This window comes from Microbacterium sp. STRO-2N (assembly GCF_057747775.1).
Genome location: NZ_CM173223.1, coordinates 1,753,924 through 1,779,430, shown reverse-complemented (window position 1 = coordinate 1,779,430; position 25,507 = coordinate 1,753,924). Strand labels below are relative to the sequence as shown.

The 25,507-nt window shown below is 71.4% G+C and carries 23 protein-coding genes; all 23 read left to right on the top strand.

Going from position 1 to position 25,507, the window contains the following annotated elements; genetic code table 11:
* The first annotated feature begins 11 nt into the window (after positions 1-11).
* The 23 genes from AC3ANN_RS08275 to AC3ANN_RS08165 all read left to right on the top strand — a co-directional run bounded on the left by AC3ANN_RS08275 (position 12) and on the right by AC3ANN_RS08165 (position 25,443).
* A complete protein-coding gene (locus tag AC3ANN_RS08275) occupies positions 12-3,266 on the top strand; it encodes a DEAD/DEAH box helicase (RefSeq protein WP_488340501.1) in 3,255 nt (1,084 codons plus the stop codon).
* A gap of 69 nt (positions 3,267-3,335) precedes the next feature.
* Positions 3,336-4,910: a Rieske 2Fe-2S domain-containing protein gene (locus tag AC3ANN_RS08270; protein ID WP_488340500.1), complete on the top strand. Its 1,575-nt coding sequence runs from the start codon at positions 3,336-3,338 to the stop codon at positions 4,908-4,910.
* Positions 4,911-5,087: 177 nt separating this feature from the next.
* Positions 5,088-5,624, top strand: coding sequence for a DoxX family membrane protein (locus AC3ANN_RS08265; protein WP_488340499.1), 537 nt, complete (start codon positions 5,088-5,090; stop codon positions 5,622-5,624).
* Between the two features lie 119 nt (positions 5,625-5,743).
* Positions 5,744-6,274, top strand: coding sequence for a bifunctional pyr operon transcriptional regulator/uracil phosphoribosyltransferase PyrR (gene pyrR, locus AC3ANN_RS08260; RefSeq protein WP_488340498.1), 531 nt, complete (start codon positions 5,744-5,746; stop codon positions 6,272-6,274).
* Entirely contained in the window at positions 6,271-7,254 is a 984-nt protein-coding gene (locus tag AC3ANN_RS08255; RefSeq protein ID WP_488340497.1) for an aspartate carbamoyltransferase catalytic subunit, read from the top strand. The genes pyrR and AC3ANN_RS08255 overlap by 4 nt, the downstream gene beginning before the upstream one ends.
* Positions 7,251-8,564, top strand: coding sequence for a dihydroorotase (locus AC3ANN_RS08250; protein WP_488340496.1), 1,314 nt, complete (start codon positions 7,251-7,253; stop codon positions 8,562-8,564). The genes AC3ANN_RS08255 and AC3ANN_RS08250 overlap by 4 nt, the downstream gene beginning before the upstream one ends.
* Positions 8,561-9,070 (top strand): PH-like domain-containing protein, encoded by a 510-nt coding sequence (locus tag AC3ANN_RS08245; protein WP_488340495.1) that lies wholly within the window; start codon positions 8,561-8,563, stop codon positions 9,068-9,070. The genes AC3ANN_RS08250 and AC3ANN_RS08245 overlap by 4 nt, the downstream gene beginning before the upstream one ends.
* Positions 9,067-10,224 (top strand): glutamine-hydrolyzing carbamoyl-phosphate synthase small subunit, encoded by a 1,158-nt coding sequence (gene carA / locus AC3ANN_RS08240; RefSeq protein WP_488340494.1) that lies wholly within the window; start codon positions 9,067-9,069, stop codon positions 10,222-10,224. The genes AC3ANN_RS08245 and carA overlap by 4 nt, the downstream gene beginning before the upstream one ends.
* Positions 10,224-13,511 (top strand): carbamoyl-phosphate synthase large subunit, encoded by a 3,288-nt coding sequence (gene carB / locus AC3ANN_RS08235; RefSeq protein WP_488340493.1) that lies wholly within the window; start codon positions 10,224-10,226, stop codon positions 13,509-13,511. Before carA ends, carB begins: the two co-directional genes overlap by 1 nt.
* Positions 13,508-14,371, top strand: a complete 864-nt coding sequence (gene pyrF, locus AC3ANN_RS08230; RefSeq protein ID WP_488340492.1) for an orotidine-5'-phosphate decarboxylase — start codon at positions 13,508-13,510, stop codon at positions 14,369-14,371. The genes carB and pyrF overlap by 4 nt, the downstream gene beginning before the upstream one ends.
* A complete protein-coding gene (gmk, locus tag AC3ANN_RS08225) occupies positions 14,364-15,272 on the top strand; it encodes a guanylate kinase (protein ID WP_488340491.1) in 909 nt (302 codons plus the stop codon). Before pyrF ends, gmk begins: the two co-directional genes overlap by 8 nt.
* 102 nt (positions 15,273-15,374) lie before the next feature.
* The gene (gene rpoZ / locus AC3ANN_RS08220) at positions 15,375-15,629 is read left to right on the top strand and encodes a DNA-directed RNA polymerase subunit omega (protein ID WP_127820216.1); all 255 of its coding nucleotides are present in this window, start codon (positions 15,375-15,377) and stop codon (positions 15,627-15,629) included.
* Positions 15,630-15,715: 86 nt separating this feature from the next.
* Positions 15,716-16,909 carry a methionine adenosyltransferase gene (metK, locus tag AC3ANN_RS08215; protein ID WP_488340490.1) on the top strand — a complete coding sequence of 398 codons (1,194 nt, stop codon included), beginning with the start codon at positions 15,716-15,718 and terminating at the stop codon, positions 16,907-16,909.
* A 54-nt stretch (positions 16,910-16,963) separates the two neighbouring features.
* Positions 16,964-18,940, top strand: a complete 1,977-nt coding sequence (locus AC3ANN_RS08210; RefSeq protein ID WP_488340489.1) for a primosomal protein N' family DNA-binding protein — start codon at positions 16,964-16,966, stop codon at positions 18,938-18,940.
* Between the two features lie 23 nt (positions 18,941-18,963).
* Positions 18,964-19,887, top strand: coding sequence for a methionyl-tRNA formyltransferase (gene fmt, locus AC3ANN_RS08205; RefSeq protein WP_488340488.1), 924 nt, complete (start codon positions 18,964-18,966; stop codon positions 19,885-19,887).
* Positions 19,884-21,251, top strand: a complete 1,368-nt coding sequence (locus tag AC3ANN_RS08200; RefSeq protein WP_488340487.1) for an RsmB/NOP family class I SAM-dependent RNA methyltransferase — start codon at positions 19,884-19,886, stop codon at positions 21,249-21,251. The genes fmt and AC3ANN_RS08200 overlap by 4 nt, the downstream gene beginning before the upstream one ends.
* A 49-nt stretch (positions 21,252-21,300) precedes the next feature.
* Entirely contained in the window at positions 21,301-21,993 is a 693-nt protein-coding gene (rpe, locus tag AC3ANN_RS08195; protein WP_488340486.1) for a ribulose-phosphate 3-epimerase, read from the top strand.
* On the top strand, positions 21,990-22,499 hold the full coding sequence (locus AC3ANN_RS08190) for a hypothetical protein (protein ID WP_488340485.1): 510 nt from the start codon (positions 21,990-21,992) through the stop codon (positions 22,497-22,499). Before rpe ends, AC3ANN_RS08190 begins: the two co-directional genes overlap by 4 nt.
* Before the next feature lie 46 nt (positions 22,500-22,545).
* Positions 22,546-22,809, top strand: a complete 264-nt coding sequence (locus AC3ANN_RS08185) for a phosphoribosyl-ATP diphosphatase (protein WP_127819928.1) — start codon at positions 22,546-22,548, stop codon at positions 22,807-22,809.
* Between the two features lie 43 nt (positions 22,810-22,852).
* A complete protein-coding gene (hisG, locus tag AC3ANN_RS08180; protein WP_488340484.1) occupies positions 22,853-23,695 on the top strand; it encodes an ATP phosphoribosyltransferase in 843 nt (280 codons plus the stop codon).
* A gap of 16 nt (positions 23,696-23,711) precedes the next feature.
* Entirely contained in the window at positions 23,712-24,488 is a 777-nt protein-coding gene (gene hisF / locus AC3ANN_RS08175; RefSeq protein ID WP_488340483.1) for an imidazole glycerol phosphate synthase subunit HisF, read from the top strand.
* Positions 24,485-24,850 (top strand): phosphoribosyl-AMP cyclohydrolase, encoded by a 366-nt coding sequence (gene hisI / locus AC3ANN_RS08170; protein ID WP_488340482.1) that lies wholly within the window; start codon positions 24,485-24,487, stop codon positions 24,848-24,850. Before hisF ends, hisI begins: the two co-directional genes overlap by 4 nt.
* Positions 24,850-25,443, top strand: a complete 594-nt coding sequence (locus AC3ANN_RS08165; protein WP_488340803.1) for a Trp biosynthesis-associated membrane protein — start codon at positions 24,850-24,852, stop codon at positions 25,441-25,443. Before hisI ends, AC3ANN_RS08165 begins: the two co-directional genes overlap by 1 nt.
* Positions 25,444-25,507 lie beyond the last annotated feature (64 nt).

The following is a 25,507-nucleotide window of genomic DNA, read 5'->3' as shown; positions in this document are numbered from 1 at the left end:
GGATGGATGCCGTGACCCCTCCGTTCGTCGACGCCGCGCACATCCGCCGGCTCGTCGACGACGGCGCCTACCAGCGCGGGGAGGCGTACTTCGCCGACGGCGCGGTCCTGCAGGTCACGTGGGACCCGGCGTCATCGGTGATCGAGTCGGTCGTCGCAGGCAGCGGCGACCGCAACTACCGCTGCCGTATCCGGCTCGACCCTCACCGGCCCGAGCGCGTCATCGCGGCGACGTCGTGCACGTGTCCGATGCAGTTCGACTGCAAGCACGCCGTCGCGACGCTGCTCGCGGGCAATCGCCTGGCCGAGCGCGCGCCGGCGCGCGCGGAGTCGTGGCGGAGCGTGCTGGCGCCGGCGGATGCCGCGCCGCAGCACCCGACGACGGCGCTCGCACTGGGAGTGGAGCTGCGCCAGCGCGTCCGGCGCGGCGTGTCGACGTGGTCGCCGGCGCGCGTCGAGAGCGCGTCGGCGCGCGGACTGCACCAGCACGGCGCCGATGTCCTGGTGGGTCTGCGTCCGCTGGAGCGCAGCGCGCGCTCCGGGACATGGATCAAGGGAGCGGTGTCGTGGGACGCGCTCCGCCGTCCCACGACGACGTACGATCCGGCGCAGGCGCGATGGTTCGCCGAGCTGCACAGCATCGGGCGCGACGTCCGCACGTTCGGCGCGTTCTCCGACGTCTCGGAATGGCTCACGCTCGACGACATCGAGTCGAGCCTGCTGTGGCCGCACCTGGCCACGGCGGTGGCGCACGGCATCCCGCTCGTCCCGACCAAGCGCACGATGACGGTGACCGTCGCCGAGACCGCGACGCTCGCACTGCGAGCCGTGCGCACCACCGCGGGGTTGGAGGTCGCACCGGTCGTCACGATCGACGGCGAGCCGACGGATGCCGCGGACCTGCGTCCGGTGGGCCGTTCGGGCGTCTACCGGTTCACGACGCAGGGGGAGCGCCTCGACATCGTGCTCGCCGAGCTGTCGCTGCCCGATCCCGCTGCGGCCCTCCTCGCCGCTCGCGCGCCGGTGGACGTCCCGGCGGACGAGGTCGACGAGTTCGTGCGCGTCCATCTTCCGCGCATCGCTCGTCGCGTCGCGGTCGAGGCGGCCGGGTTCGAGGTGCCGGCGCTGCCACGGCCGACCCTCGACGTGCGCGTGCGGTTCGCACCCTCCCACCGGCTCGACTTCACGCTGTCCTGGCGCTACGGCGACGGCGACCTCATCCCGATCGATGCGCCCGCGTCCGACGAACGCGACGTCCGCGTCGAGGACGAGATCCGCGCCCGGGTCGGGGCCGCATGGCGCGACGCGTCCGCGACCGACTACGCGGGATCGGGCAGCCTGTCGGGTCTGGAGGCCGCGGAGTTCGCCTCGCGCCTCCTCCCGGTCCTGGAGGCGCAGCCCGACGTCGACGTCGTGATCTCGGGGGAGCGGCCCCGCTACCGCGAGCTCTCGGGCGACCCGCGCATCCAGGTCACCACGGCGGAGTCGACCGATCCCGACTGGTTCGACCTGGGGGTCGTCGTGAGCGTCGACGGCCGCAGGATTCCGTTCGCGTCGCTGTTCGAGGCGCTCTCGCGCGGCCGCAAGAAGCTCCTGCTGAGCGACGGCGCCTACTTCTCGCTGTCTCATCCGTCGCTGCAGCGCCTGCGCGACCTCATCGACGAGGCCGGCGATCTGGACGAGTGGGAGACCGGCCCGCGGCTCAGCCGTTACCAGACCGCGCTGTGGGCCGACTTCGAGGACGTCGCCGACGAGGCCCAGCCAGCAGTCTCGTGGCGCGCGACCGTGGCGGCGCTGCAGCATGCCGAGGGCGTGCCTGCGGCCCCGGTCCCGACCGGTCTGCGCGCGGAGCTGCGCCCGTACCAGCGCGCGGGCTACGACTGGCTGGCCTTCCTGTGGGCGCACCGCCTCGGCGGCATCCTGGCCGACGACATGGGGCTGGGCAAGACGCTGCAGATGCTGGCGCTCATCGCCCGCACCCGGGACGCGGGCGAGACGCGCCCGTTCCTCGTCGTCGCCCCCACGTCGGTGCTGGCGACGTGGCGCTCGGAGGCGGCACGGTTCACGCCGGGGCTCCGGGTCGAGGTCGTCGACGCGACCTCGGCGCGACGTGACGTGACCGTGACGGATGCCGCGTCCGCGGCAGACATCGTCGTGACGTCGTACGCGCTGCTCCGCCTCGACGAACCCGAGTATGCGCGCGTGGAGTGGTCGGGCCTCGTGCTCGACGAGGCCCAGTTCGTCAAGAACAGCCAGACGAAGGTGTACCGGGCGGCGAAGGCGCTCCGCGCCGACGTCGTCTTCGCGATCACCGGAACGCCGCTGGAGAACAGCCTCACCGAGCTGTGGGCCCTGCTCTCGCTCACCGCGCCCGGGTTGTTCGCGTCGGCCCGCCGCTTCCGCGAGGAGTACGTCGGCCCCATCGAGAAGGGCAAGGTGCCCGAGAACCAGGAGGGCGGCGCCTACCGTGCGGGGAGGCTGGCGCGGCTGAGACGACGGATCCGCCCGCTCGTGCTGCGCCGCACGAAGGAGCTCGTCGCGGCAGACCTTCCCGAGAAGCAGGAGCAGGAGGTGCGGGTCGAGCTCGGCGCCGCGCACCGCGCGCTGTACGACACGGTGCTGCAGCGCGAGCGGCAGAAGGTGCTCGGGCTCCTCGACGATCTGGATCGGAACCGCTTCATCGTGTTCCGGTCGCTGACGCTGCTGCGCATGCTCAGCCTCGCTCCCGAGCTCGTCGATCCCGCGCACGCCCACATCCCGCCGAGCAAGCTGACGGCACTGTTCGAACAGCTCGACGAGGCGCTGGCCGAGGGGCACCGCGCGCTCGTGTTCAGCCAGTTCACGTCGTTCCTAGGGCTGGTCTCGGCGCGCCTCGCGGAGCGTGGCGTCCCGTATGCGTACCTCGACGGCTCGACGCGCGACCGCGAGGCCGCGGTGGCATCGTTCCGCGGCGGAGAGGCACCGGTGTTCCTGATCAGCCTCAAGGCCGGCGGGTTCGGGCTCACCCTCACCGAGGCCGACTACGTGTTCCTCCTCGATCCGTGGTGGAATCCGGCGGCGGAGGCGCAGGCGATCGACCGCGCGCACCGCATCGGCCAGCGCAACAGCGTCATGGTGTACCGCCTGATCGCGAACGGCACGATCGAGGAGAAGGTCATGGCGCTGCAGCAGCGCAAGGCCCGGCTGTTCCACGCCGTCATGGACGACGACGCGCTGTTCGGCAAGACCCTCGGCGCCGACGACATCCGCGCGCTGTTCGAGGGCTGACGGCTCGTCCCATCGGGGCCGCAGACGGCCTCGCCTAGAATCGTCTGGTTCGACCTAGGAGGAACCCCCATGCGCATCACGGGCCTCGGCCACGCCGGAATGTTCATCGAGACGGCAGGCGGAAGCATCCTCTGCGACCCGGTGATCGGCCCGACCTTCTTCGGGTCCTGGTTCCCGTTCCCCGACAATCGGGGTCTGGACTGGGCGCGATTCGGCAACGCCGACTTCCTCTACATCTCGCACCGGCACCGCGACCACTTCGACCCGGCCCTGATGCAGCGTCACATCCCCAAGGACATCAAGGTCCTGCTGCCCGAGTACCCCACCGACGATCTCGAGCAGGACCTGCGCAAGCTCGGCTACGACAACATCATCTACACCGAGGCGGGCGTGCCGCTCGAGTTCGGCCCGCTCAAGCTCATGATCACGCCGCTTCGCGCCCCGAGCGACGGCCCGATCGGCGACTCGTCGCTCAGCGTCGACGACGGCACCGCGAGCATCCTGAACCAGAACGACTCGCACCCGCTCGACCTCGAGAAGCTCATGTCGTTCTCGAAGCCCGAGGCGTACTTCACGCAGGTGTCGGGCGCCATCTGGTGGCCCATGGTCTACGACCTGCCGCAGGATGCGAAGCAGAACTTCGCCGGGCTCAAGCGCGACGCGCAGAACAAGCGCGCGATGTACTACATCGAGAAGGTCGACGCCGAGCATGTCTTCCCGATGGCGGGCCCGCCGATGTTCCTGCGCGAGGAGCTGTTCAGGTACAACGGGTGGGGCCTCGACGACGACGCGATCTTCACCGACCAGCGGCAGTTCCTGCAGCACATGAAGGCGGTCCGGCCGGAGCAGAAGGGCTACGAGTTCCTGCCCGGCACGGTCGTCGAGCTGAACGACGGCGAGCTCACGGTCACGCAGACGCTGTACACGCAGGCCGAGATCGACCGCATCTTCGACGACAAGTGGACCTACCTGGCTGAACAGCGCGACACGCGGCAGGACGAGATCGCCGCAGAGGAGGCCTCTCGTCCTCCTGTGCTGCCGCCCGATGAGATGCTCGCCGCCATCAAGGAATGGTGGGAGCCGCTGCTGCGTCGCGGACGCACCATCCGCAACGGCGTGGGCGGCAACGTGCGCTTCCGCATCGGCGACCTCGACATGGTCGTGGACTTCCCGAAGGCGAAGGTCCGCGAGTACGCAGGGGAGGAGTGCATCTACTGGTACACGATCCCCGCGGACCTCGTCTCGGCCAACATCGCCGACCATGAGATCGACTGGTCGAACTCGATCTTCCTCTCGATGCAGTTCGAGGTCGGCCGCAGCGGCAAGTTCAACGAGTTCCTGACGACCTTCCTCAAGTGCCTGTCGCGCGACCGCATCGAGTACGTCGAGAACTGGTACGCGGAGCAGACGGACCAGACCGAGGACGCGCAGCTCGGCGACTGGCTGGTGCAGCGCCGGTGCCCGCACCTGCGGGCGGACCTCACCAAGACAGGCAAGATCGAAGACGGGGTGCTCACGTGCTCGCTCCACGACTGGAAGTGGGAGCTCGCGAGCGGCAAGTGCCTGACGAGCCAGGGGCACCCGATCCGGGCGTCCCAGGTCGAGGACGACCTGTACCGAGCCGCGACGAGTCCCGCCGCCTGATCCGACCGCGGAACCGCCGTCTCGTTGTGGCACCTCTACAACGAGACGGCGGTTCCATGCCGGATGTTGTGTAGCCCAGGCGTGAATCTGGATCACGCGGTATCACCGCGCGGTGCCTCCGGGTCCTGATCACCGTGCCCGTCATCACGGGCGATCAGAACCCGAAGGAGTCACGCCATGACCACCGTTCCCGTCCACGGCGCCGCCGGCGTCGTCACCGCACCCGCTCGTCCCGCCGGCACGCTGCGCACCGTCGTCGCCTGGGAGGCGCGCGCCGAGGCCGCCGTGAAGGCGTCACTGCAGCGCTGGAGCATCCCCGCGCTGCGCATCGCGCTCGGCGCCGTCTTCGCCGTCTTCGGCGCGCTGAAGCTCTTCCCCGGCGTCAGCCCGGTGGAGGCGCTCGTGAGCAGCACGTGGGAGAAGCTGACATTCGGCCTCGTGAGCGGTCAGATCGCCCTCGTCGCCACGGCCGCGATCGAGGTCGCCGCCGGTGTGCTGCTCATCGCCGGCGGAGGCTTCGCCCGCATCGGCCTCGTCGTGCTCGCCGTCGCGTACGTCGGCATCCTGTCGCCCATCGTGCTGCTGCCGGGCGAGGTGTTCGGTCCCGCCGGGCCGACGCTCACGGGCCAGTACATCTTCAAGAACGTCGTGCTCATCGCCGCAGCCCTCGTGGTCGCGTCGCGCGTGCTGCGCGGCCCGGCACCCCGGCGCTGACATCCCGCGCCCGGCGAGGGCCGGCTCCGATTCGGAGCCGGCCCTTCCCGTGCCCTAGACTGGCCCACGATCACAGCAACCTTTAATCCCGTCCTGTGAGGCGGAGAAGGGAGCGGCGGATGAGCACGCGCACCGTGCTGCACGAGGCCGACATCGCGCGGGCCCTGACTCGGATCTCCCACGAGATCCTCGAGTCCAACAAGGGGCCCGACGGACTGGTTCTCCTCGGCATCCCCACCCGCGGCGTCACCCTCGCCCATCGCATCGCGCCCCTCATCGAGGAGTTCGGCCAGGCGCCCATCGCGGTCGGCTCCCTCGACGTGACGATGTACCGCGACGACCTGCACCGCAACCCCACACGCGCGCCGCAGCCGACGCAGATCCCGCCCGGCGGGATCGACGGCAAGGTCGTCGTGCTCGTGGATGACGTGCTCTTCTCGGGGCGCAGCATCCGTGCTGCTCTCGACGCCCTCCAGGACATCGGCCGACCCGCCGTCGTGCGCCTCGCGACGCTCGTCGACCGCGGCCATCGCGAACTTCCGATCCGCCCCGACTTCGTCGGCAAGAACCTGCCCAGCGCCCGCGACGAGCGCGTCAACGTCCGCCTCGCGGAGATCGACGGCCGCGACGAGGTGACGATCGGATCATGAGGCACCTGCTCGACACGAAGTCCCTCGCACGAGAGGACGCGCTGCGCATCCTCGACGTCGCCGAGGACATGGCCGACACGCAGCAGCGCGAGGTCAAGAAGCTCCCGACGCTGCGCGGGCGCACCGTGGTCAACTTGTTCTTCGAAGACTCCACGCGCACCCGCATCTCGTTCGAGGCGGCGGCCAAGCGCCTGTCGGCCGACGTCATCAACTTCTCGGCCAAGGGCTCGAGCGTCTCGAAGGGCGAGTCGCTGCAGGACACCGCCCAGACGCTTCAGGCGATGGGTGCGGATGCCGTCGTCATCCGCCACGGTGCCTCGGGAGCGCCTCGCACCCTTGCGACGAGCGGCTGGATCACGGCGGGGGTCGTCAATGCCGGAGACGGCACGCACGAGCACCCCACGCAGGCCCTGCTGGACGCGTACACGATCCGCAAGCGCCGCTTCGGCGCCGACAGCCGCGGCCGCGACCTCTCCGGTGTCCAGGTGACGATCGTGGGCGACATCCTGCACTCGCGCGTCGCACGGTCCAACGTCTGGCTGCTGAGCGCGCTCGGCGCGAACGTGACGCTCGTGGCACCGCCCACGCTGATCCCGCAGGACGTCTCGCTGTGGCCCGCCCGCGTCGAGTACGACCTCGACGCCGCGATCGCGGCAGAGCCGGACGCGCTCATGATGCTCCGCATCCAGCTCGAACGCATGAATGCCGCGTATTTCCCCACTGAACGGGAGTATTCCCGTCGGTGGGGCCTCGACGCAGCGCGTCTGCGCGCTCTTCGGGCCGATAGCATTGTCATGCACCCGGGACCCATGAACCGGGGCCTGGAGATCTCCGCAGAGGCCGCGGACTCACCCCGCTCGACGGTGCTCGAGCAGGTGACGAACGGCGTCTCGGTGCGCATGGCCGCGCTCTACCTGCTGCTCGCGGGCGCGGAGCGCGATACCGATACGACGGATGCCACAGGGAAGGGGAGCGCATGACTTCGGAGGTGTTCCTCTTCCGCGGGGCTCTCGTCGAGGGATCGGCACCGGCCGACGTGATCGTCGAGAACGGGCTCATCGCCGAGATCGGCCCCGGCCTGAGTCGTGCCGGCGCCACCGTCGTGGACGTCGACGGACTGGTGCTGCTGCCGGGGCTCGTCGACCTGCACACGCACCTTCGCGAGCCCGGGTACGAGGCATCCGAGACGATCCTCACCGGATCCCGCGCCGCCGCAGCCGGCGGCTACACCGCGGTGTTCGCGATGCCCAACACGTCGCCCGTCGCCGACACCGCCGGCGTCGTCGAGCAGGAGCTCGCACTCGGCCAGGCGGCCGGATTCGTCACCGTGCAGCCGATCGGCGCCGTCACGGTCGGGCAGAAGGGCGAGCGCCTCGCCGAGCTCGGAGCGATGGCCGACTCGCGAGCGCGTGTGCGCGTCTTCAGCGACGACGGCTTCTGCGTGTGGGACCCGCTCATCATGCGGCGCGCGCTCGAGTACGTGAAGGCGTTCGACGGCGTCATCGCCCAGCATGCGCAGGACCCGCGGCTCACCGAGGGCGCGCAGATGAACGAGGGCGCAGTCTCCGCCGAGCTCGGCCTCGCCGGCTGGCCCGCCGTCGCCGAGGAGTCGATCATCGCGCGCGACGTGCTGCTCGCCGAGCACGTCGGCTCGCGTCTGCACGTGTGCCACCTGTCGACCGCCGGCTCGGTGGAGATCATCCGGTGGGCCAAGAAGCGCGGCGTCGACGTCACGGCCGAGGTGACGCCGCACCACCTGCTGCTCACCGACGAGCTCGTGCGCGGCTACGACGCACGGTACAAGGTCAACCCGCCGCTGCGGCGGGAAGAGGACGTGCTCGCCGTGCGGGAGGGTCTTGCCGACGGCACCATCGACATCGTCGCGACCGACCACGCCCCGCACCCCGCCGAGGCGAAGGCATGCGAGTGGCATGCCGCGGCGAATGGCATGGTGGGGCTCGAGAGCGCGCTGCGGGTCGTGCAGCAGGCCATGATCGACACCGGCCTCATCACCTGGGGCGATGTCGCGCGCATCATGTCGCGCGAGCCCGCCCGCATCGGCCGGCTCGAAGGCCACGGCACGCCGCTGACCGAAGGCCATCCCGCGTCGCTGACCTTCTACGACCCGTCGCCGGTGCGCGCGTTCACCGCGGACGACCTGCGCGGGCGGAGCGTGAACTCGCCGTACCTCGGTCGCGAACTGCCCGGCGACGTGCGCTGGACTCTGCACCAAGGCACCGTCACCGTCGCCGACGGCGCGGTGCTCGATGCGCCCGGAGCACGCGCGTGACCCGCGAAGGAGCGCTTGCGATCATCGTGGTCGTCGCGCTCGCCCTCCTGGGCGCGCTCGCGTGGGCGTGGTGGCGCCGCTCCCGGCGTGACGCGGGCATCGTCGCCCCCGTGGGCGACATCCCCGTCGACGCCGAGGTCCGCGCGACGTTCGCCGCGCTCTACGTCGCGACGACCCGGCACGGCGAGCCGCTCGAGCGTCTCGCCATCAAGGGCCTCGGGTTCCGCTCCAAGGCCGACGTCGCGGTGACCGACGCCGGCGTCGCGCTCGACCTCACCGGCCAGCCGCGCGTGTTCCTGCCGGCCCACCGCATCGCGGGCGTCGCCCAGGCGACCGTCGCGATCGACCGCGTCGTCGAGCCCGACGGCCTCGTGCGCCTCTCCTGGCGCCCCGACGACGTCTCCGTCGTCGACTCGTATCTCCGCCCCCAGGATGCCTCGGCCCGCGCCCTCGCCGACGCCGTGGCCGGCATCCTTCCCCCGACCCAGACGGGAACCCACGCATGACCTCTCTTTTCCAGACCGACCCCGCCGTGCTCGTGCTCGAGGACGGCACGCGCCACGTCGGACGTGCTTACGGCGCGCTCGGCACGACGCTCGGCGAAGTCGTCTTCGCCACCGGCATGACCGGGTATCAGGAGACCCTGACCGACCCTTCCTACGCGGGGCAGATCGTGCTGCAGACCGCTCCTCATATCGGCAACACCGGCATGAACGACGAGGATCCCGAGTCCCGACGCATCTGGGTGTCGGGGTACATCGTGCGCGACCCCTCGCGCGTCGTGTCGAACTGGCGCGCCGACGAATCCCTCGACGACGCGCTCGTCGCGGACGGGGTCGTGGGCATCAGCGGCATCGACACACGGGCGGTGACCCGGCACATCCGCTCCGCCGGAAGCATGCGCGGCGGCGTCTTCTCCGGCGCGGCCGCGGCCGTCGACCCGGAGGAGCAGCTGCGCCTGGTGCGCGAGGCGCCGGAGATGGCCGGGCTGAACCTGTCTGCGGCCGTTTCGGTGGCCGCGGCGGAGGTGACCCCCGCGACCGGCGAGCGCATCGGCAATCTCGCGGTGCTCGACCTCGGCGTCAAGCAGGCGACCGTCGACAACCTCGCCGCGCGCGGCTTCGACGTGCACGTGCTGCCGCAGGACGTCACGATCGACCAGATCCGCGCGATCGACCCGGTCGCGGTCTTCTACTCGAACGGTCCCGGCGACCCTGCTGCATCGGGAGACCACGTCGACCTCCTCCGCGGCGTGCTCGACGACGGCCTGCCGTTCTTCGGCATCTGCTTCGGCAATCAGCTCCTCGGTCGCGCATTGGGCCTGGGCACCTACAAGCTCCCGTTCGGCCACCGCGGCATCAATCAGCCGGTGCTCGACAAGTCGACCGGCCGTGTCGAGATCACGGCTCACAACCACGGCTTCGCGGTCGACGCGCCGATCGACGGCGAGTTCGACAGCCCGAACGGGTACGGCCGCATCGAGGTGAGCCACGTGGGCCTCAACGACCAGGTCGTCGAGGGTCTGCGGGCACTCGACATCCCCGCCTTCTCGGTGCAGTACCACCCGGAGGCGGCCGCCGGACCCCACGACGCCAACTACCTCTTCGATCGCTTCCGCGACCTGGTCGTCGCGCACCTCGCCAAGAAGGACTCCGAGTAATGCCCAAGCGTCAGGACATCAACAGCGTCCTCGTCATCGGCTCCGGCCCGATCGTCATCGGCCAGGCGTGCGAGTTCGACTACTCCGGGACCCAGGCGTGCCGCGTGCTGCGCGAAGAGGGGGTGCGCGTCATCCTGGTCAACTCCAATCCCGCGACGATCATGACCGATCCGGACTTCGCCGACGCGACCTACATCGAGCCGATCACGCCCGCCGTCATCGAGACGATCATCGCGAAGGAGAAGCCCGACGCGATCCTGCCGACCCTCGGCGGCCAGACGGCGCTCAACGCCGCGATGGCCCTCCACAAGCAGGGCATCCTCGACAAGTACGGAGTCGAGCTCATCGGCGCGAAGGTCGACGCGATCGAGAAGGGCGAGGACCGCCAGATCTTCAAGCAGCTCGTCCTCGACGCGGGGGCGGATGTCGCGGCATCCCGTATCGCGCACACGATGGACGAGGTCCTCGCCGCCGCCGACGAGCTCGGCTATCCGCTGGTCGTGCGCCCCTCGTTCACGATGGGCGGCCTCGGCTCGGGCTTCGCGTACGACGAGTCGGACCTCCGCCGCATCGCAGGCGCGGGCCTGCACGACTCGCCCACGAACGAGGTGCTGCTCGAGGAGTCCATCCTCGGGTGGAAGGAGTACGAGCTGGAGCTCATGCGCGACACCGCCGACAACACGGTGGTCGTGTGCTCGATCGAGAACGTCGACCCCGTCGGCGTCCACACCGGCGACTCCATCACGGTGGCACCCGCGCTGACCCTGACCGACCGCGAGTATCAGAAGCTCCGCGACATCGGCATCGACATCATCCGCGCCGTCGGCGTCGACACGGGCGGATGCAACATCCAGTTCGCGGTCGATCCCGCGACCGGACGCATCATCGTGATCGAGATGAACCCCCGCGTGTCGCGCTCGTCGGCCCTCGCGTCGAAGGCGACCGGCTTCCCGATCGCCAAGATCGCCGCGAAGCTCGCCATCGGCTACCGCCTCGATGAGATCCCCAACGACATCACCAAGGTCACGCCCGCGAGCTTCGAGCCGACGCTCGACTACGTCGTCGTGAAGGTGCCGCGGTTCAACTTCGAGAAGTTCCCGGCCGCCGACACGACGCTCACCACGACCATGAAGTCGGTGGGGGAGGCGATGGCGATCGGCCGCAACTACGCCACGGCGCTGCAGAAGGCGCTGCGCTCGCTCGAGAAGCGCGGGTCCAGCTTCCACTGGGGCGACGAGCCCCGCTCGGTCGACGAGCTGCTCGAGATCGCGAAGACGCCGACCGACGGGCGGATCGTGGTGCTGCAGCAGGCCCTCCGCAAGGGCGCGACCGTCGAGCAGGCGTTCGAGGCGACCAAGATCGACCCGTGGTTCCTCGACCAGATCGTCCTCATCAACGAGGTCGCCGAGCACGTCGCGAAGGCGACGGAACTGGATGCCCCGACCCTCCGCATCGCGAAGGAGCACGGTTTCAGCGACGCGCAGATCGCGCAGCTCCGGGGCGACGGCGAGGCCCAGATCCGCAGCATCCGTCACGCTCTCGGCCTCCGTCCGGTCTACAAGACCGTCGACACGTGCGCGGGGGAGTTCCCGGCCCTCACGCCGTACCACTACTCCAGCTACGACTTCGAGACCGAGGTCACTCCCTCGGATCGCACCAAGGTCGTCATCATCGGCTCGGGCCCCAACCGCATCGGCCAGGGCGTCGAGTTCGACTACTCGTGCGTGCACGCCTCATTCGCGCTCTCGGCGGCTGGATACGAGACCGTCATGGTCAATTGCAACCCCGAGACGGTGTCGACCGACTACGACACCTCGGACCGCCTGTACTTCGAGCCGCTCACGCTCGAGGACGTCCTCGAGGTGCTGCACGCCGAGGCGCAGTCCGGCGAGATCCTCGGCGTGATCTGCCAGCTGGGCGGCCAGACGCCGCTCGGCCTCGCGAAGGGCATCGAGGACGCCGGCTACAACATCCTGGGGACGAAGCCGGCGGCGATCGACCTCGCCGAGGAGCGCGAGCTGTTCTCGCGTCTGCTCGACGGCGCCGGCCTCATCGCGCCACGCAACGGCACCGCGATCGACGTCGACGGCGCCGTCGCGGTGGCCGAGGAGATCGGCTACCCCGTGCTCGTCCGCCCGAGCTTCGTTCTCGGAGGCCGCGGCATGGAGATCGTGTACTCGACCGAAGCGCTGCGCGACTACTTCGTGCGGATCGCCGACCAGGCCATCATCGGCCCCGGTCTCCCGCTTCTGGTGGACCGCTTCCTGGACGACGCGATCGAGATCGACGTCGACGCGCTGTTCGACGGCGACGAGCTGTACATCGGCGGCGTGATGGAGCACCTCGAGGAGGCCGGCATCCACTCGGGCGACTCGTCGTGCACGCTGCCGCCGGTGAGCCTCGGTCGCACCGACATCGACCGCGTCCGCGAGGCGACGCGAGCGATCGCCGAGGGCGTCGGCGTGCGGGGACTGCTCAACGTGCAGTTCGCGATCTCGGCCGGAGTGCTCTACGTCATCGAGGCGAACCCGCGCGCGAGCCGCACCGTGCCGTTCGTGTCGAAGGCGCTCGGCATCCCGCTCGCGAAGGCGGCGTCCCGCATCATGGCGGGCGCCACGGTCGCGCAGCTCAAGGCCGAGGGGCTGCTGCCCCCGCAGGACGGCTCTCGCGTGCCCCTGGACGCCCCGGTCGCCGTCAAGGAGGCTGTGCTGCCGTTCAAGCGGTTCCGCACGGCCGACGGACAGACCGTCGACTCCGTGCTCGGACCCGAGATGCGATCGACGGGCGAGGTCATGGGCATCGACCGCGACTTCCCGACGGCGTTCGCGAAGTCCCAGGAGGCCGCGTACGGCGGCATGCCGCTCGAGGGCACCGTGTTCATCTCGGTCGCCGACAGCGACAAGCGCGCCGTCATCCTCCCGGCGCACCGCCTGCAGGAGCTCGGGTTCGACCTGGTCGCGACCGAGGGGACTGCCGAGATCCTCGCCCGCAACGGCATCGAGGTGCGCGTCGTGAGCAAGTACTCCGAGACCCAGGAATCGGGCGGCACGAACATCGTCGACCTCATCAACGCGGGCGAGATCGACATGGTCGTGAACACGCCGTCGGGCGGCGCGGCGCGCGCGGACGGGTATGAGATCCGGGCGGCGGCCGTCGCCGGCGACAAGGCGCTCTTCACCACGATGGCCGTGCTCGGCGCGGCCGTGAGCGCGCTGCCGGTGCTGCGCGAGGGCTTCCAGGTCCGCAGTCTTCAGGAGTACGCGCTGGATCGGCAGGCGCGCGCGTGACCTCGCCCGGCCAGGGGGGCGCATCGTTCGGCGAGCGCGTCCGCTCCGGCATCGCGACGCACGGGCGCCTGTGCGTCGGCATCGACCCGCACGTGCCGCTGCTGCAGGAGTGGGGGCTCGATGCCTCAGCCGCCGGCGCACGAGAGTTCGGGCTGCGCGTCGTCGAGGCCGCCGCCGGCCGGGTCGCGATCGTCAAGCCCCAGGTGTCGTTCTTCGAGCGCTATGGCTCCGCGGGATTCACGGCACTCGAGGCCGTGACCGCCGAGGCCCGTGCCGCGGGCCTCCTGGTAATCGCAGACGCCAAGCGGGGTGACATCGGCTCGACGATGGACGCGTACGGCGAGGCGTGGCTCACGCCCGGCTCGCCGCTCGAGGCCGACGCGCTCACCGCGAACCCGTTCCTCGGCATCGGCACGCTCGAGGGCACGTTCGATCTGGCGGAACGATCGGGCAAGGGCGTGTTCGTCCTCGCTGCGACGAGCAACCCCGACGCGTTCACCGCGCAGCGCGCGCGCCTCGGCACCGGCGAGACGGTGTCCGGCGCGATCGTGCGGGACGTCTCCGAGCGCAACGCCCGCATCACGCCGGAGGGGGAGTGGGCGAGCCTCGGCTTCGTCGTCGGCGGGACGGTGGAGTGGACGGATGCCGGACTCCGGCCGTTCGCACCCGTCGCGCCCATCCTCGGCCCCGGCTTCGGGCATCAGGGCGCCGAGCCGGAGCACGTCCTGTCCCGCTTCGGGGAGATGGCGCCCGCGGTGATAGCGTCGGAGAGCCGCAGCATCCTGGCTGCCGGACCCGACCGGCTCGCCGCGCGCATCACCGAGCGCGCCCTTCTCTACCGTGGTGATCGACATGCCTGAACCCGCCGCCTCCTCCACGCGGCCTCCCGAGGTCGACCGTGCCGCCGCCTCTCGCCGTGCCGTCGCCGCGCGCCGCGAGCGCGCCGCGCTCAAGAAGGACGTCGCCACTCGCGTGATCACGCCGCAGGAGTTGCTGCGGCGTGCACTGGCCGAGCCGGCGTCTCCTGCGGGCGCGATGCGCGTGCCGGAGTTCCTCACCGCGATCCCCGCGATCGGCGAGGGCAAGCGCGATCGCATCCTGCGTGACCTCGGGATCTCGCCCGTCAAGCGACTCGGCGGCCTCGGCTCGCGCCAGCGCGAGGACCTCCGCCGCTTCCTGGACGCACGCTGGCCCGAGCTCGAGCCGCGCGGCGGCCGGAGCCGCCTCGTCGTGCTCGCGGGACCCACCGCCGTCGGCAAGGGGACCGTGGCGGCGCACATCAAGGAGCATCATCCCGAGATCCACCTGTCGGTCTCGGCGACGACGCGCAAGCCCCGTCCGGGCGAGGTCGACGGCGAGCACTACTTCTTCGTGGACGAGGCCGAGTTCGATCGCATGGTCGCCGCCGGCGAGCTCCTCGAGTACGCCACGGTGCACAACGCCCATCGCTACGGCACGCCGCGCAGGCCCATCGAGGAGGCGCTCGCAGCCGGACGGACCGTCCTGCTCGAGATCGACCTCCAGGGCGCGCGGCAGGTGCGCGAGGCCGACCCGTCCGCGACGCTGGTGTTCCTGCTGCCGCCGAGCTGGGACGAGCTCGTCCAGCGCCTCGTGGGCCGCGGCACCGAGGACGCCGCCGAGCGCGCGCGGAGGCTGCGCACCGCGAAGACCGAGCTGGCCTCGCAGGGCGAGTTCGACTACCGCGTCGTCAACGACGATGTGGCCCGCGCCGCCGACGAGGTCGCACGGCTCGCGCACTGACCTGCGCGGCGGACACCGCCCGCTCGCGTAGAATGGTGGGATGCCTCGACGCGTCGGGGCCCCGCAGACTCCATTCCGTCATCCGATCCAGGAGGTTTCGCCATGGCCGGAACGAACCAGGGCATCATCGAGCCCCCCATCGACACGCTTCTCGAGAAGGTCGACTCGAAGTACCAGCTCGTGATCTACGCGTCCAAGCGCGCCCGCCAGATCAACGACTACTACTCGGACCTGCACGAGGGGAACCTCTTCGACAACGTCGGCCCGCTGGTCGACTCGACCGTCGAGGACAAGCCGCTGACGATCGCGCTCCACGAGATCCACGAAGACAAGCTGCGGCTGCGCCGCGCGGAGTAGTCCCATTACGTCCTGAATGCCCCCGAGGTCGGCGATGTCGATCCTCGGGGGCATACTGGTGTCCGCCCCTTTCACCTGGAGAATCGATGACCGACCTTCGTCTGTTCACATCCGAGTCCGTCACCGAGGGGCATCCCGACAAGATCTGCGATCAGATCTCGGACTCCATCCTCGACGCCATCCTCACCGACGACCCTGACGGACGCGTCGCGGTCGAGACGCTCGTGACGACGGGCCTCGTGCACGTCGCGGGCGAGGTGTCGACGTCTGCCTACGTCGAGATCCCCGCGATCGTGCGCGACGTCGTCAACCGCATCGGGTACACCTCGAGCGAGACCGGCTTCGACGGCGACTCGTGCGGAGTGAGCGTGTCGATCGGCGCCCAGTCGTCCGACATCGCCGCCGGTGTCGACAAGGCGTTCGAGCGCCGCGAGGACGGCTCGGAGGACCCTCACGACCTGCAGGGCGCGGGTGATCAGGGCATCATGTTCGGCTACGCCACGACCGAGACGCCGCAGCTCATGCCGATGGCCGCCTGGACGGCGCACCGCATGGCGGAGCGGCTGAGCGAGGTGCGCCGGTCGGGCGAGCTGCCGTTCCTGCGGCCGGACGGCAAGACCCAGGTCACGCTCGGCTACGACGGCCAGACCCCGAGGACCGTCGAGTCCGTCGTCCTCTCGACCCAGCATCACCCCGACATCTCGCAGAAGGCGCTGCGCGCCGCCGTCCGCGCCGAGGTGATCGACCCCGTGCTCGAGGCGACGGGGCTCGAGCTGCCCGACGTGCAGTTCTACATCAATCCCGCCGGGCCGTTCGTCATCGGCGGCCCCAAGGGCGACGCCGGTCTCACCGGCCGCAAGATCATCATCGACACGTATGGCGGCGCGTCCCGCCACGGCGGGGGCGCGTTCAGCGGCAAGGACCCGTCGAAGGTCGACCGCTCGGCGGCCTACGCGATGCGGTGGGTGGCCAAGAACGCCGTCGCCGCGGGTCTCGCCGACCGCCTCGAGGTCCAGGTCGCATACGCGATCGGCAAGGCGAAGCCCGTGGGCCTCTACGTCGAGACGTTCGGCACCGGTCATGTGTCGGACGAGGCGATCACGCGGGCGATCCTCGAGGTGTTCGATCTGCGACCCAAGGCGATCATCGATCAGCTCGACCTGCTGCGCCCCATCTACGCCCAGACCGCCGCGTACGGCCACTTCGGTCGCGAGCTGCCCGACTTCACGTGGGAGCGCACCGACCGCGCCGATGCGCTGCGCGCTGCGGCCGGACTCTGACGACGGTCGCGTGATCGGGGTGGGCCCGGTGCGCGAGGCGGGGCGGAGACGCGCGTGAGCGTCCGCCGTGTCGCGCGCGTGCTCGTCGACTCGCCGCTGCCGCAGCTGGACCGTCTGTTCGACTACGCGATCCCTGACGCCCTGGTCGAGGCTGCCGTCCCGGGCGTGCGGGTGCGCGTGCCGCTGCGCAGCGCCGGCCGGGTCGTGGACGGCTACCTCGTCGAGGTGGGGGAGCCGGATGCCTCGGACCGCCCGCTCTCGGAGCTCGAGGATGTCGTCTCACCGGTGCCGGTGCTCCCGGCCCGGCTCTACGCGCTGGCCCGCCGCGCCGCGGACCGTGCGGCGGGGTCGGCCGGCGACATCCTGCGTCTCGCGATCCCCAAGCGGATGGTGCGCGCCGAGAAGGCATGGCTCGCGGCCCAGCCGCCGCCGGTCCCCGAGCTCGAGGCCGACGCGTCCGAGTGGGCCACAGGGGTGCTCGAGGCGTACCCGGGCCTGGCGGGCGACCTCGCGAGCGGCGCGCGTCTCGCGCTGGATGCTCCCCCCACGCCGTCCCTGCTCGACGACGGCGTGTCGGTGGGCTCGTGGGCCGTGCTGCTGGCGGCGGCCGCGATGGACGTCCTGGCGGCGGGTCGCAGCGCGATCATCGCGGTGCCCGACCACCGCGATCGCGCGCAGCTCGAGGCGGTCCTTGCGCCGCGCGTGCCCGCCGACGCGCTCGTGCGGGACGACGCGAAGCAGAGCGGCCCGGCCCGCTACGGCGCGTTCCTGCGAACCCTCGCCGATGCGCCGTGCATCGTGATCGGCAACCGCTCGGCGGTGTACGCCCCCGTGAGCGACCTGGGCATGGTCGCGCTGTGGGACGACGGCGATCCGCTGCTGTCCGAACCGCTGAGCCCCGGCGTCCATGCCCGGGATGCCGCCCTGCTGCGACAGGAGCTGGACGGCGGCGCGCTCGTCTTCGCGGGTCACACGCGCACGACCGACGTCGAGCGCCTCGTCGCCGTCGGATGGGTCCGCGAACTGCCCGCGGCGCGGCGCGCGAGTCCCCGCGTGGTGCTGAGCGCAACGCGCGAGGGCGAATCGCGGTCGTCGCGGATGCCGTCGTCCGCGTTCGCCGCGGCGCGTGACGCGCTCGCCTCCGGCCCCGTGCTCGTTCAGGTGGCGCGTCCGGGGTACGCCCCGGTGCTCGTGTGCGCCCAGTGCCGTCAGCCGGCGCGCTGCGCGCACTGCGGCGGGCCTCTGCACGCCGCCCGCCACGGCGCGACGCCGACCTGTGCGTGGTGCGGGCGCGCGGCGACCGCGTGGACGTGCCCGGAATGTTCGTCGAAGCTGGTGCGGATGGCCTCGTCCGGCAGTGAGCGGACCGCCGACGAGCTCGGCCGCGCGTTCCCCGGCGTCCGCGTCATCGTGGCGGACGGCGAGCATCCGGTGACCGCCGTCGACGACCGGCCGGCTCTCGTCGTCGCCACGCGCGGGGCCGAGCCGATCGCCGCGGGCGGCTATCGCGCCGTGATCCTCCTCGACGGCGACCGGATGCTGATGGCCGAGGACCTGCGGATCGGGGAGTCGTGTCTGCGGTGGTGGTCGAACGCCGCTGCCCTCGCGGCGCCAGGTGCGCCGGTGCATCTGGTCGGGGTCACCGGGTCGATCGCGACAGCCCTCGCCACCTGGACGCAGCCCGCCTACGCCCGCGCCGAGCTCGCCGATCGCGCGCCGCTGCGCATGCCCCCGACCGTCCGCGTCGCGGCGGTCGACGGCGCGCACCGCGTCGTCGACGCCGCACTCGACGACCTGCGTCGGGCCGTTCCCGAACTGGATGCCGAAGCCGTCCTCGGGCCGCTCCCGCGGGGCGAGGGCGTGCGCGCACTCGTGCGCTTCGAATACGCCCTGGGTGCGCGGGTGACCGCGAGCCTGCGTGCGTCGGTCGTCGCACAGGCCATGAAGGCGCGGCGCTCGGCGAAGGGTCGTCCGCCAGGGGCCGCCCATACACTGAGAGTTCGGGTCGATGTGCCCGATCCCGAGCTCTGATCGATCGAACGCTGAGGAACCCCATGCGCCTGGTCTTCGCCGGCACGCCGGCGGCGGCGGTGCCGTCGCTGCAGCGGCTCGCGGCATCCGATCACGACATCGTCGCCGTCGTCACACGACGCGACGCCCCTCTCGGGCGCAAGCGGGTGCTGACCCCGTCATCCGTCGCTTCGGCGGCGGAGGACCTCGGGCTCCCCGTCATCCGCGCGGACCGCCTGGATGCCGCTGTGACGGAGCAGATCGCTGAGGCGGAGCCGGACCTCGGAGTCATCGTGGCGTACGGCGGGCTGGTGCGCGAGCCGCTGCTCGCGACGCCCGCTCATGGGTGGATCAACCTGCATTTCTCCCTGCTCCCGCGCTGGCGCGGAGCGGCGCCCGTCCAGCACGCGCTCATCGCCGGCGACGTCCGTACGGGGGCCAGCGTGTTCCAGCTCGTCCCCGAGCTCGACGCCGGTGACGTGTTCGCGGAGCTGGCCGTCGACATCCCCGCCGACGCGACGGCGGGCGATCTCCTCGCCCTGCTCGCACACGACGGCGCGGAGCTACTCGCCGAGGTGGTGGACGCGATCGCATCGGGGTCCGCGTCCGCGCACCCGCAGGAGGGCGAGCCGACCTACGCGTCGAAGCTCGGCGACGAGGACGGGCGCGTGCGGTGGGGGGAGCCCGCGGAGTCGGTGCTCGGCCGCATCCGCGGCGTCACTCCGGAGCCAGGAGCCCACACCACGCTCGACGGCGCCCGCCTGAAGATCCTCGCCGCACGCCGTGCGCCCGGCGGCGCCCCCGCCCTCGCGCCCGGTGCCCTGGCGCTGCACGGTCGCGACGTGCTGGCCGGCACAGCGACCGCGCCGGTCGTGATCGATACGGTGCAGCCCGCGGGCAAGGGCGCGATGCGCGCTGCGGACTGGTGGCGAGGGCTGCGCGACGCGACGCCGGTGGTCGGCTCATGAGCGCCGTCGCCGCGCGCCGCGTCGCCTTCGAGACCATCCGCGCGGTCAACGAGTCGGACGCGTACGCGAATCTGCTGCTGCCGACCGCGATCGCCCGTGCCGACCTCAGCACCGCCGACGCGGGACTCGCGACCGAGCTCACATACGGGACGCTGCGACGCCAGGGCACCTACGACGCCGTCATCGAGCTGGCGGCGGACCGCCCGACGCACGAGATCGACCCCGCCGTACTCGACGCGCTGCGCCTCGGCGTGCACCAGCTGCTCTCGACGCGCGTCGCCTCGCATGCCGCGGTGAACGAGTCGGTCGAGCTGGCTCGCGCGGCCGCCGGGCGCGGCGCTGCAGGCTTCACGAACGCCGTGCTCCGGCGCGTGTCGCGAGACACCCCCGGCGACTGGATGACACGCGTCGCCGAGAGCGCACGCTCCGACGACGAGCAGCTCGGACTGCTCTTCTCGCACCCGGTGTGGGTCGTGCGGGCGTTCCGCCGGGCGCTCGCGGCCGAGGGCCGCGCCGACGAGCTCGAGGCCCTCCTCACCGCCGACAACGCGTCGCCACGCGTGACGATGGCCGCACTGCCGGGCCTCGCCGACGCACCGGAAGACGCGCGGCGCACGCCGTTCTCGCCGATCGGATTCCGTCTCGGCGGCGGCGACCCGGAGTCGGTCGTGCGAGGTTCCGGCGGGCGCGTCCGCGTCCAGGACGAGGGGTCGCAGCTCGCGGCGCTCGCGCTGACGCGGGCGTTCCCCGTCGCGGCGGGGGAGCGGTGGCTCGATCTGTGCGCCGGCCCGGGCGGCAAGACCGCCGTGCTCGCCGCCGAAGCGCTCGCGCACGGCGCGGCGCTCGAGGCGAACGAGATCTCTCCGGCGCGCGCAGGGCTCGTGCGGCAGGCCCTCGCGGGCGTGCCGCTCGAGGTCCCGGTCTCGGAGGAGGACGGCCGCTCACTCGCCGCGAACGCGCCGCGAACGTACGACCGCATCCTGGTCGACGCCCCGTGCACCGGTCTCGGCGCTCTGCGCAGGCGTCCCGAGGCGCGGTGGCGCAAGGCACCCAGCGATGTCCCGGCGCTCACCGAACTGCAGCGCGATCTCCTCGACGCGGCGGTCTCGGCGCTCAAGCCCGGCGGCGTCGTCGCGTACGTCACCTGCTCGCCGCATCTCGCCGAGACGGCCGGCGTCGTCGCGGACGTACGGCGGGCCTGGGGGAGCGCCCTGGAGGAGCTGTCGGCCCGCGACGTCATCGCGTCGCTCGCGGATGCCGATCCCGGCCTCCCGCCGCAGGCCGACGGCAGCGGGCGGGCACAGCTGTGGCCGCATCGCCACAACACCGACGCCATGTCGGTGTCACTGCTGCGGCGAGTCTGACGCGAACGCCCCGGACGGGGGAGCGGCCGGGCTCGACCATAATGGACGCGTGCCCCCGATCGACGAGTACGACCGCCGCACCGGCATCCGCATCAATCCCAGCATCCTCGCCGCCGACTTCGTGAACATGCAGGCGGAGCTCGCACGCATCGCGACCGCGGACTTCGTGCACGTCGACGTGATGGACAACCACTTCGTGCCGAACCTGACGTTCGGTCTCCAAATGGTCGAGCGCGTCCAGGCGACGAGTCCGGTGCCGCTGGACGTGCACCTCATGATCACGAACCCCGACCGCTGGGCACCCGGCTACGCGGAGCTCGGGGCGGCGTCTGTGACCTTCCACCTCGAGGCGGCGAAGGAGCCGGTCGCGCTGGCGCGCCGACTGCGCGACATCGGCGCGCGAGCCGGGGTCGCCGTCAAGCCCGCGACCCCCGTCGACGGGCTCTTCGACCTGCTCGACGACTTCGACCAGATCCTCGTGATGACGGTCGAACCGGGGTTCGGCGGCCAATCGTTCATGCCCGAGACCATGCCCAAGCTCCGCCGGCTCGCCGACGAGGCCCGGCGCCGCGGCTCGTCGGTCTGGCTGCAGGTCGACGGCGGCATCGGCGAGAGCACCATCGCACAGGCGGCCGAGGCCGGCGCCGACACCTTCGTCGCCGGATCCGCGGTGTTCGGCGCCGACGACCCCGCGAACGCGATCGCGGGGCTGCGAGCGGCCGCACAGCAGCATCGGCCATGAGCGACGAGCCGGCAGCCCCGCGCCGAGGCGTCCGGCGCGTCCTCGACGCCTACAGCGGCGAGCACGCCGTGTACGGCCTCGTGCTGGTCACCGCGCTCATCGCGGTCGGCTGGCAGGACGAGACCGACCTCGATGTGCTGCTGTTCGTGGTGGGGACCGTCGTGGTGTTCTGGCTCGCCCACATCTACGCCGCAGTCGTCGCGAGCCGTGCCTCCCGGCCCGCGAAGCCGCTCGGCACCGCGATCGTCGACGGCGTGCGCCACTCATCAGGAATGGTCGTGGCGATGCTCGTGCCTGCCGTGCTGCTCCTGCTGGGAGCGGTCGGCGTCGTCGAGGAGTACACCGCCTACTTCCTGGCCCTCGGCAGCGGCGTCGTGCTCCTCGCGATCATCGGGTACGCGAACGCCGCGCGCAACGGCAGCCCACTGGGCTGGCGCATCCTGGGCGCGGTCTCCACGACGGCACTCGGACTGCTGGTGGTCGGGCTCAGCATCCTCGTCCACTGATGTCACGCGGGTCCGTCCGGCCTCTCGCGGACGCTACCCTGGCATGGTGAAGACGTTCGACACGCTGTTCGCCGAGCTCGCCGCGAAAGCGGCCGAGCGCCCCGAGGGATCGGGCACCGTCGCACAGCTGGACGCGGGCGTGCACGCGATCGGCAAGAAGATCGTCGAAGAGGCCGCAGAGGTGTGGATGGCCGCCGAGTACGAATCGACGGATGCCGCAGCCGAAGAGATCTCGCAGCTGCTGTACCACCTGCAGGTGCTCATGCTCGCGAAGGGGCTGAGCCTCGAAGACGTCTACCGACATCTCTGAGCCCGCGTCGCCCGTCCGTCCTCGAACCCGAAAGCCCGCTGCCATGCTGCGAATCGCCGTGCCGAACAAGGGCTCGCTCGCCGAGACCGCCTCCGAGATGCTCCACGAGGCGGGATACATCGGCCGCCGCGACCCCAAGGACCTGCACGTCATCGACCCCCAGAACGAGGTCGAGTTCTTCTACCTTCGCCCGAAGGACATCGCCACATACGTCGGCTCGGGCGCGCTCGACGTCGGCATCACCGGTCGCGACCTGCTGCTCGACGCCCGCATGCCCGGCGCCCGCGAGATCGAGGCGCTCGGCTTCGGCGACTCGACGTTCCGCTTCGCCGGCCCGCCGGGACGATTCGACACGGTCCAGGACCTCGAGGGCGCGCGCGTCGCGACCGCGTACCCCGGTCTCGTCGACGCGTTCCTCGACGAGCACGGTGTCGCCGTCGACCTGGTGCCGCTCGACGGCGCGGTCGAGTCGGCGGTGCGGCTGGGAGTGGCGGATGCCGTCGCCGACGTCGTCTCGACCGGCACCACGCTGCGCCAGGCAGGGCTCGAGATCTTCGGCCCGGTGCTGCTCCAGTCCGAGGCCGTGCTGATCACGTCCCCGACCGAGGCCGACGGGACCGCCACGCTGCTGCGCCGGCTGCGGGGGGTCATGGTGGCCCGCCGCTATGTGATGGTCGACTACGACCTGCCGGCGACCCTCGTGGACGACGCCGTCAAGATCGCCCCGGGCATCGAGTCGCCGACGATCTCGCCGCTGCGCGACCCGGAGTGGGTGGCCGTACGGGTCATGGTGCCGCGCAAGGGCGTCAACCAGGTCATGGACGCGCTGTACGCGATCGGTGCGCGGGCGATCCTCGTGACCGCGATCCACAACGCGAGGCTCTGATGTGCGAGGTCATGCCATGAGTCTCGTGTGCCGCGTGATCCCGTGCCTCGACGTCGCCGCCGGCCGCGTCGTGAAGGGCGTGAACTTCGAGAACCTGCGCGACATGGGCGATCCCGTCGAGCTCGCCCGCGAGTACTTCCGCCAGGGGGCCGACGAGATCACGTTCCTCGACGTCACCGCCACCGTCGACGAGCGCGCCACGACGTACGACGTCGTGCGCCGCACCGCCGAAGAGGTCTTCATCCCGCTCACGGTGGGCGGCGGCGTGCGCTCCGCCGACGATGTCGCCCGACTGCTGTCCGTGGGCGCCGACAAGATCGGCGTCAACTCCGCGGCGATCGCCCGGCCGCCGCTGCTCGACGAGATCGCGGACCGCTTCGGGGCGCAGGTGCTCGTCCTCTCGCTCGATGTCAAGCGGTCGCCGCGCACCGACTCCGGCTTCGTCGTCACGACGCACGGCGGGCGCACCGAGACCGACCTCGACGCCCTGGAGTGGGCGCGCGAGGCGATCGACCGTGGCGCGGGAGAGCTGCTGGTCAACTCGATCGATGCGGACGGCACGAAGCAGGGCTTCGATCTGGAGCTGGTGTCGCTCATGCGCGAGGTGGCCAGCGTGCCCGTGATCGCGTCGGGCGGGGCCGGCACGGCGGCCGACTTCGCCCCGGCGATCGCCGCAGGCGCCGACGCGGTGCTCGCGGCATCCGTCTTCCACACCGGCCAGCTCACAGTCGGCGACGTCAAGTCCGCGCTGACTGCGGCGGGGATCGCCGTGCGGGAGGTCGTGACCGCATGACCGAGACGGTGGAGGAGCGCATCGCCCGGGTCGCCTTCAACGACGACGGGCTCGTCGCCGCGATCATCCAGCAGTGGGACACGCGCGAGGTGCTGATGCTCGGATGGATGGATGCCGAGGCGCTGCGCCGCACCCTCACCGAGGGGCGCGTCACCTTCTGGTCGCGCTCGCGCCAGGAGTACTGGCGGAAGGGCGACACGTCGGGACACATCCAGCTCGTGCGGGGGGCCCGCCTCGACTGCGACGGCGACGCCGTCCTCGTCACGGTGGAGCAGGTCGGGCCCGCGTGCCACACCGGTACGCGGACCTGCTTCGACGCCGACGATCTCGAGGCCGTCGCCGGCCCGGAGCGGCCGGAGTGATGCGACGCGCCCGGCTCCTCGCCGTCGTCGTCACGGTCGCGTGCGGCGCGATCGGGGTCATCTCGTCGACCCAGATATGGCTCACCGTCACCCTCGACGACGGCGCCGGCAGCGTGCTCGAGGTGCCGGGGGCATCGGCCGTCCCGGTGCTCACGCCGCTGAGCCTGGCGGTGATGGCGCTCGGCGCGGCGCTGTCGATCGTCGGTCCCGTGCTGCGATACGTGTTCGGCGCGCTGTCCGTGCTGATCGGTGCGGTGCTCGCGTGGCAGACGGCGCGCGTGGCGTTCGAGCACCCGGTCGGCGCGGTCGCGTCCGTCGTGACGGAGGCCACCGGCATCGCCGGCGAGTCGTCGGTGGCGGACCTCGTCGCATCCATCTCGCCGAGCGCGTGGCCGATCGTGGCCCTCGTCGCGTGGGTGGTGCTGGTCGTCACGGGAGCGTTCACCCTCGCCACAGCCCGCACGTGGGCAGGCAGCGGTCGACGGTACCGCACCGGCGATACCGCGCACTCCGCCGCCGCTGCGGGGTCGCGCCCGCACGACGCGATCGACGACTGGGACGACCTGTCGCGTGGCGAGGACCCCACCACCTGACCGCTAGACTGGCGACATCCCGCGCGTTCTACGCCTACGAGACCTGAGGCTACGAGGAGACACC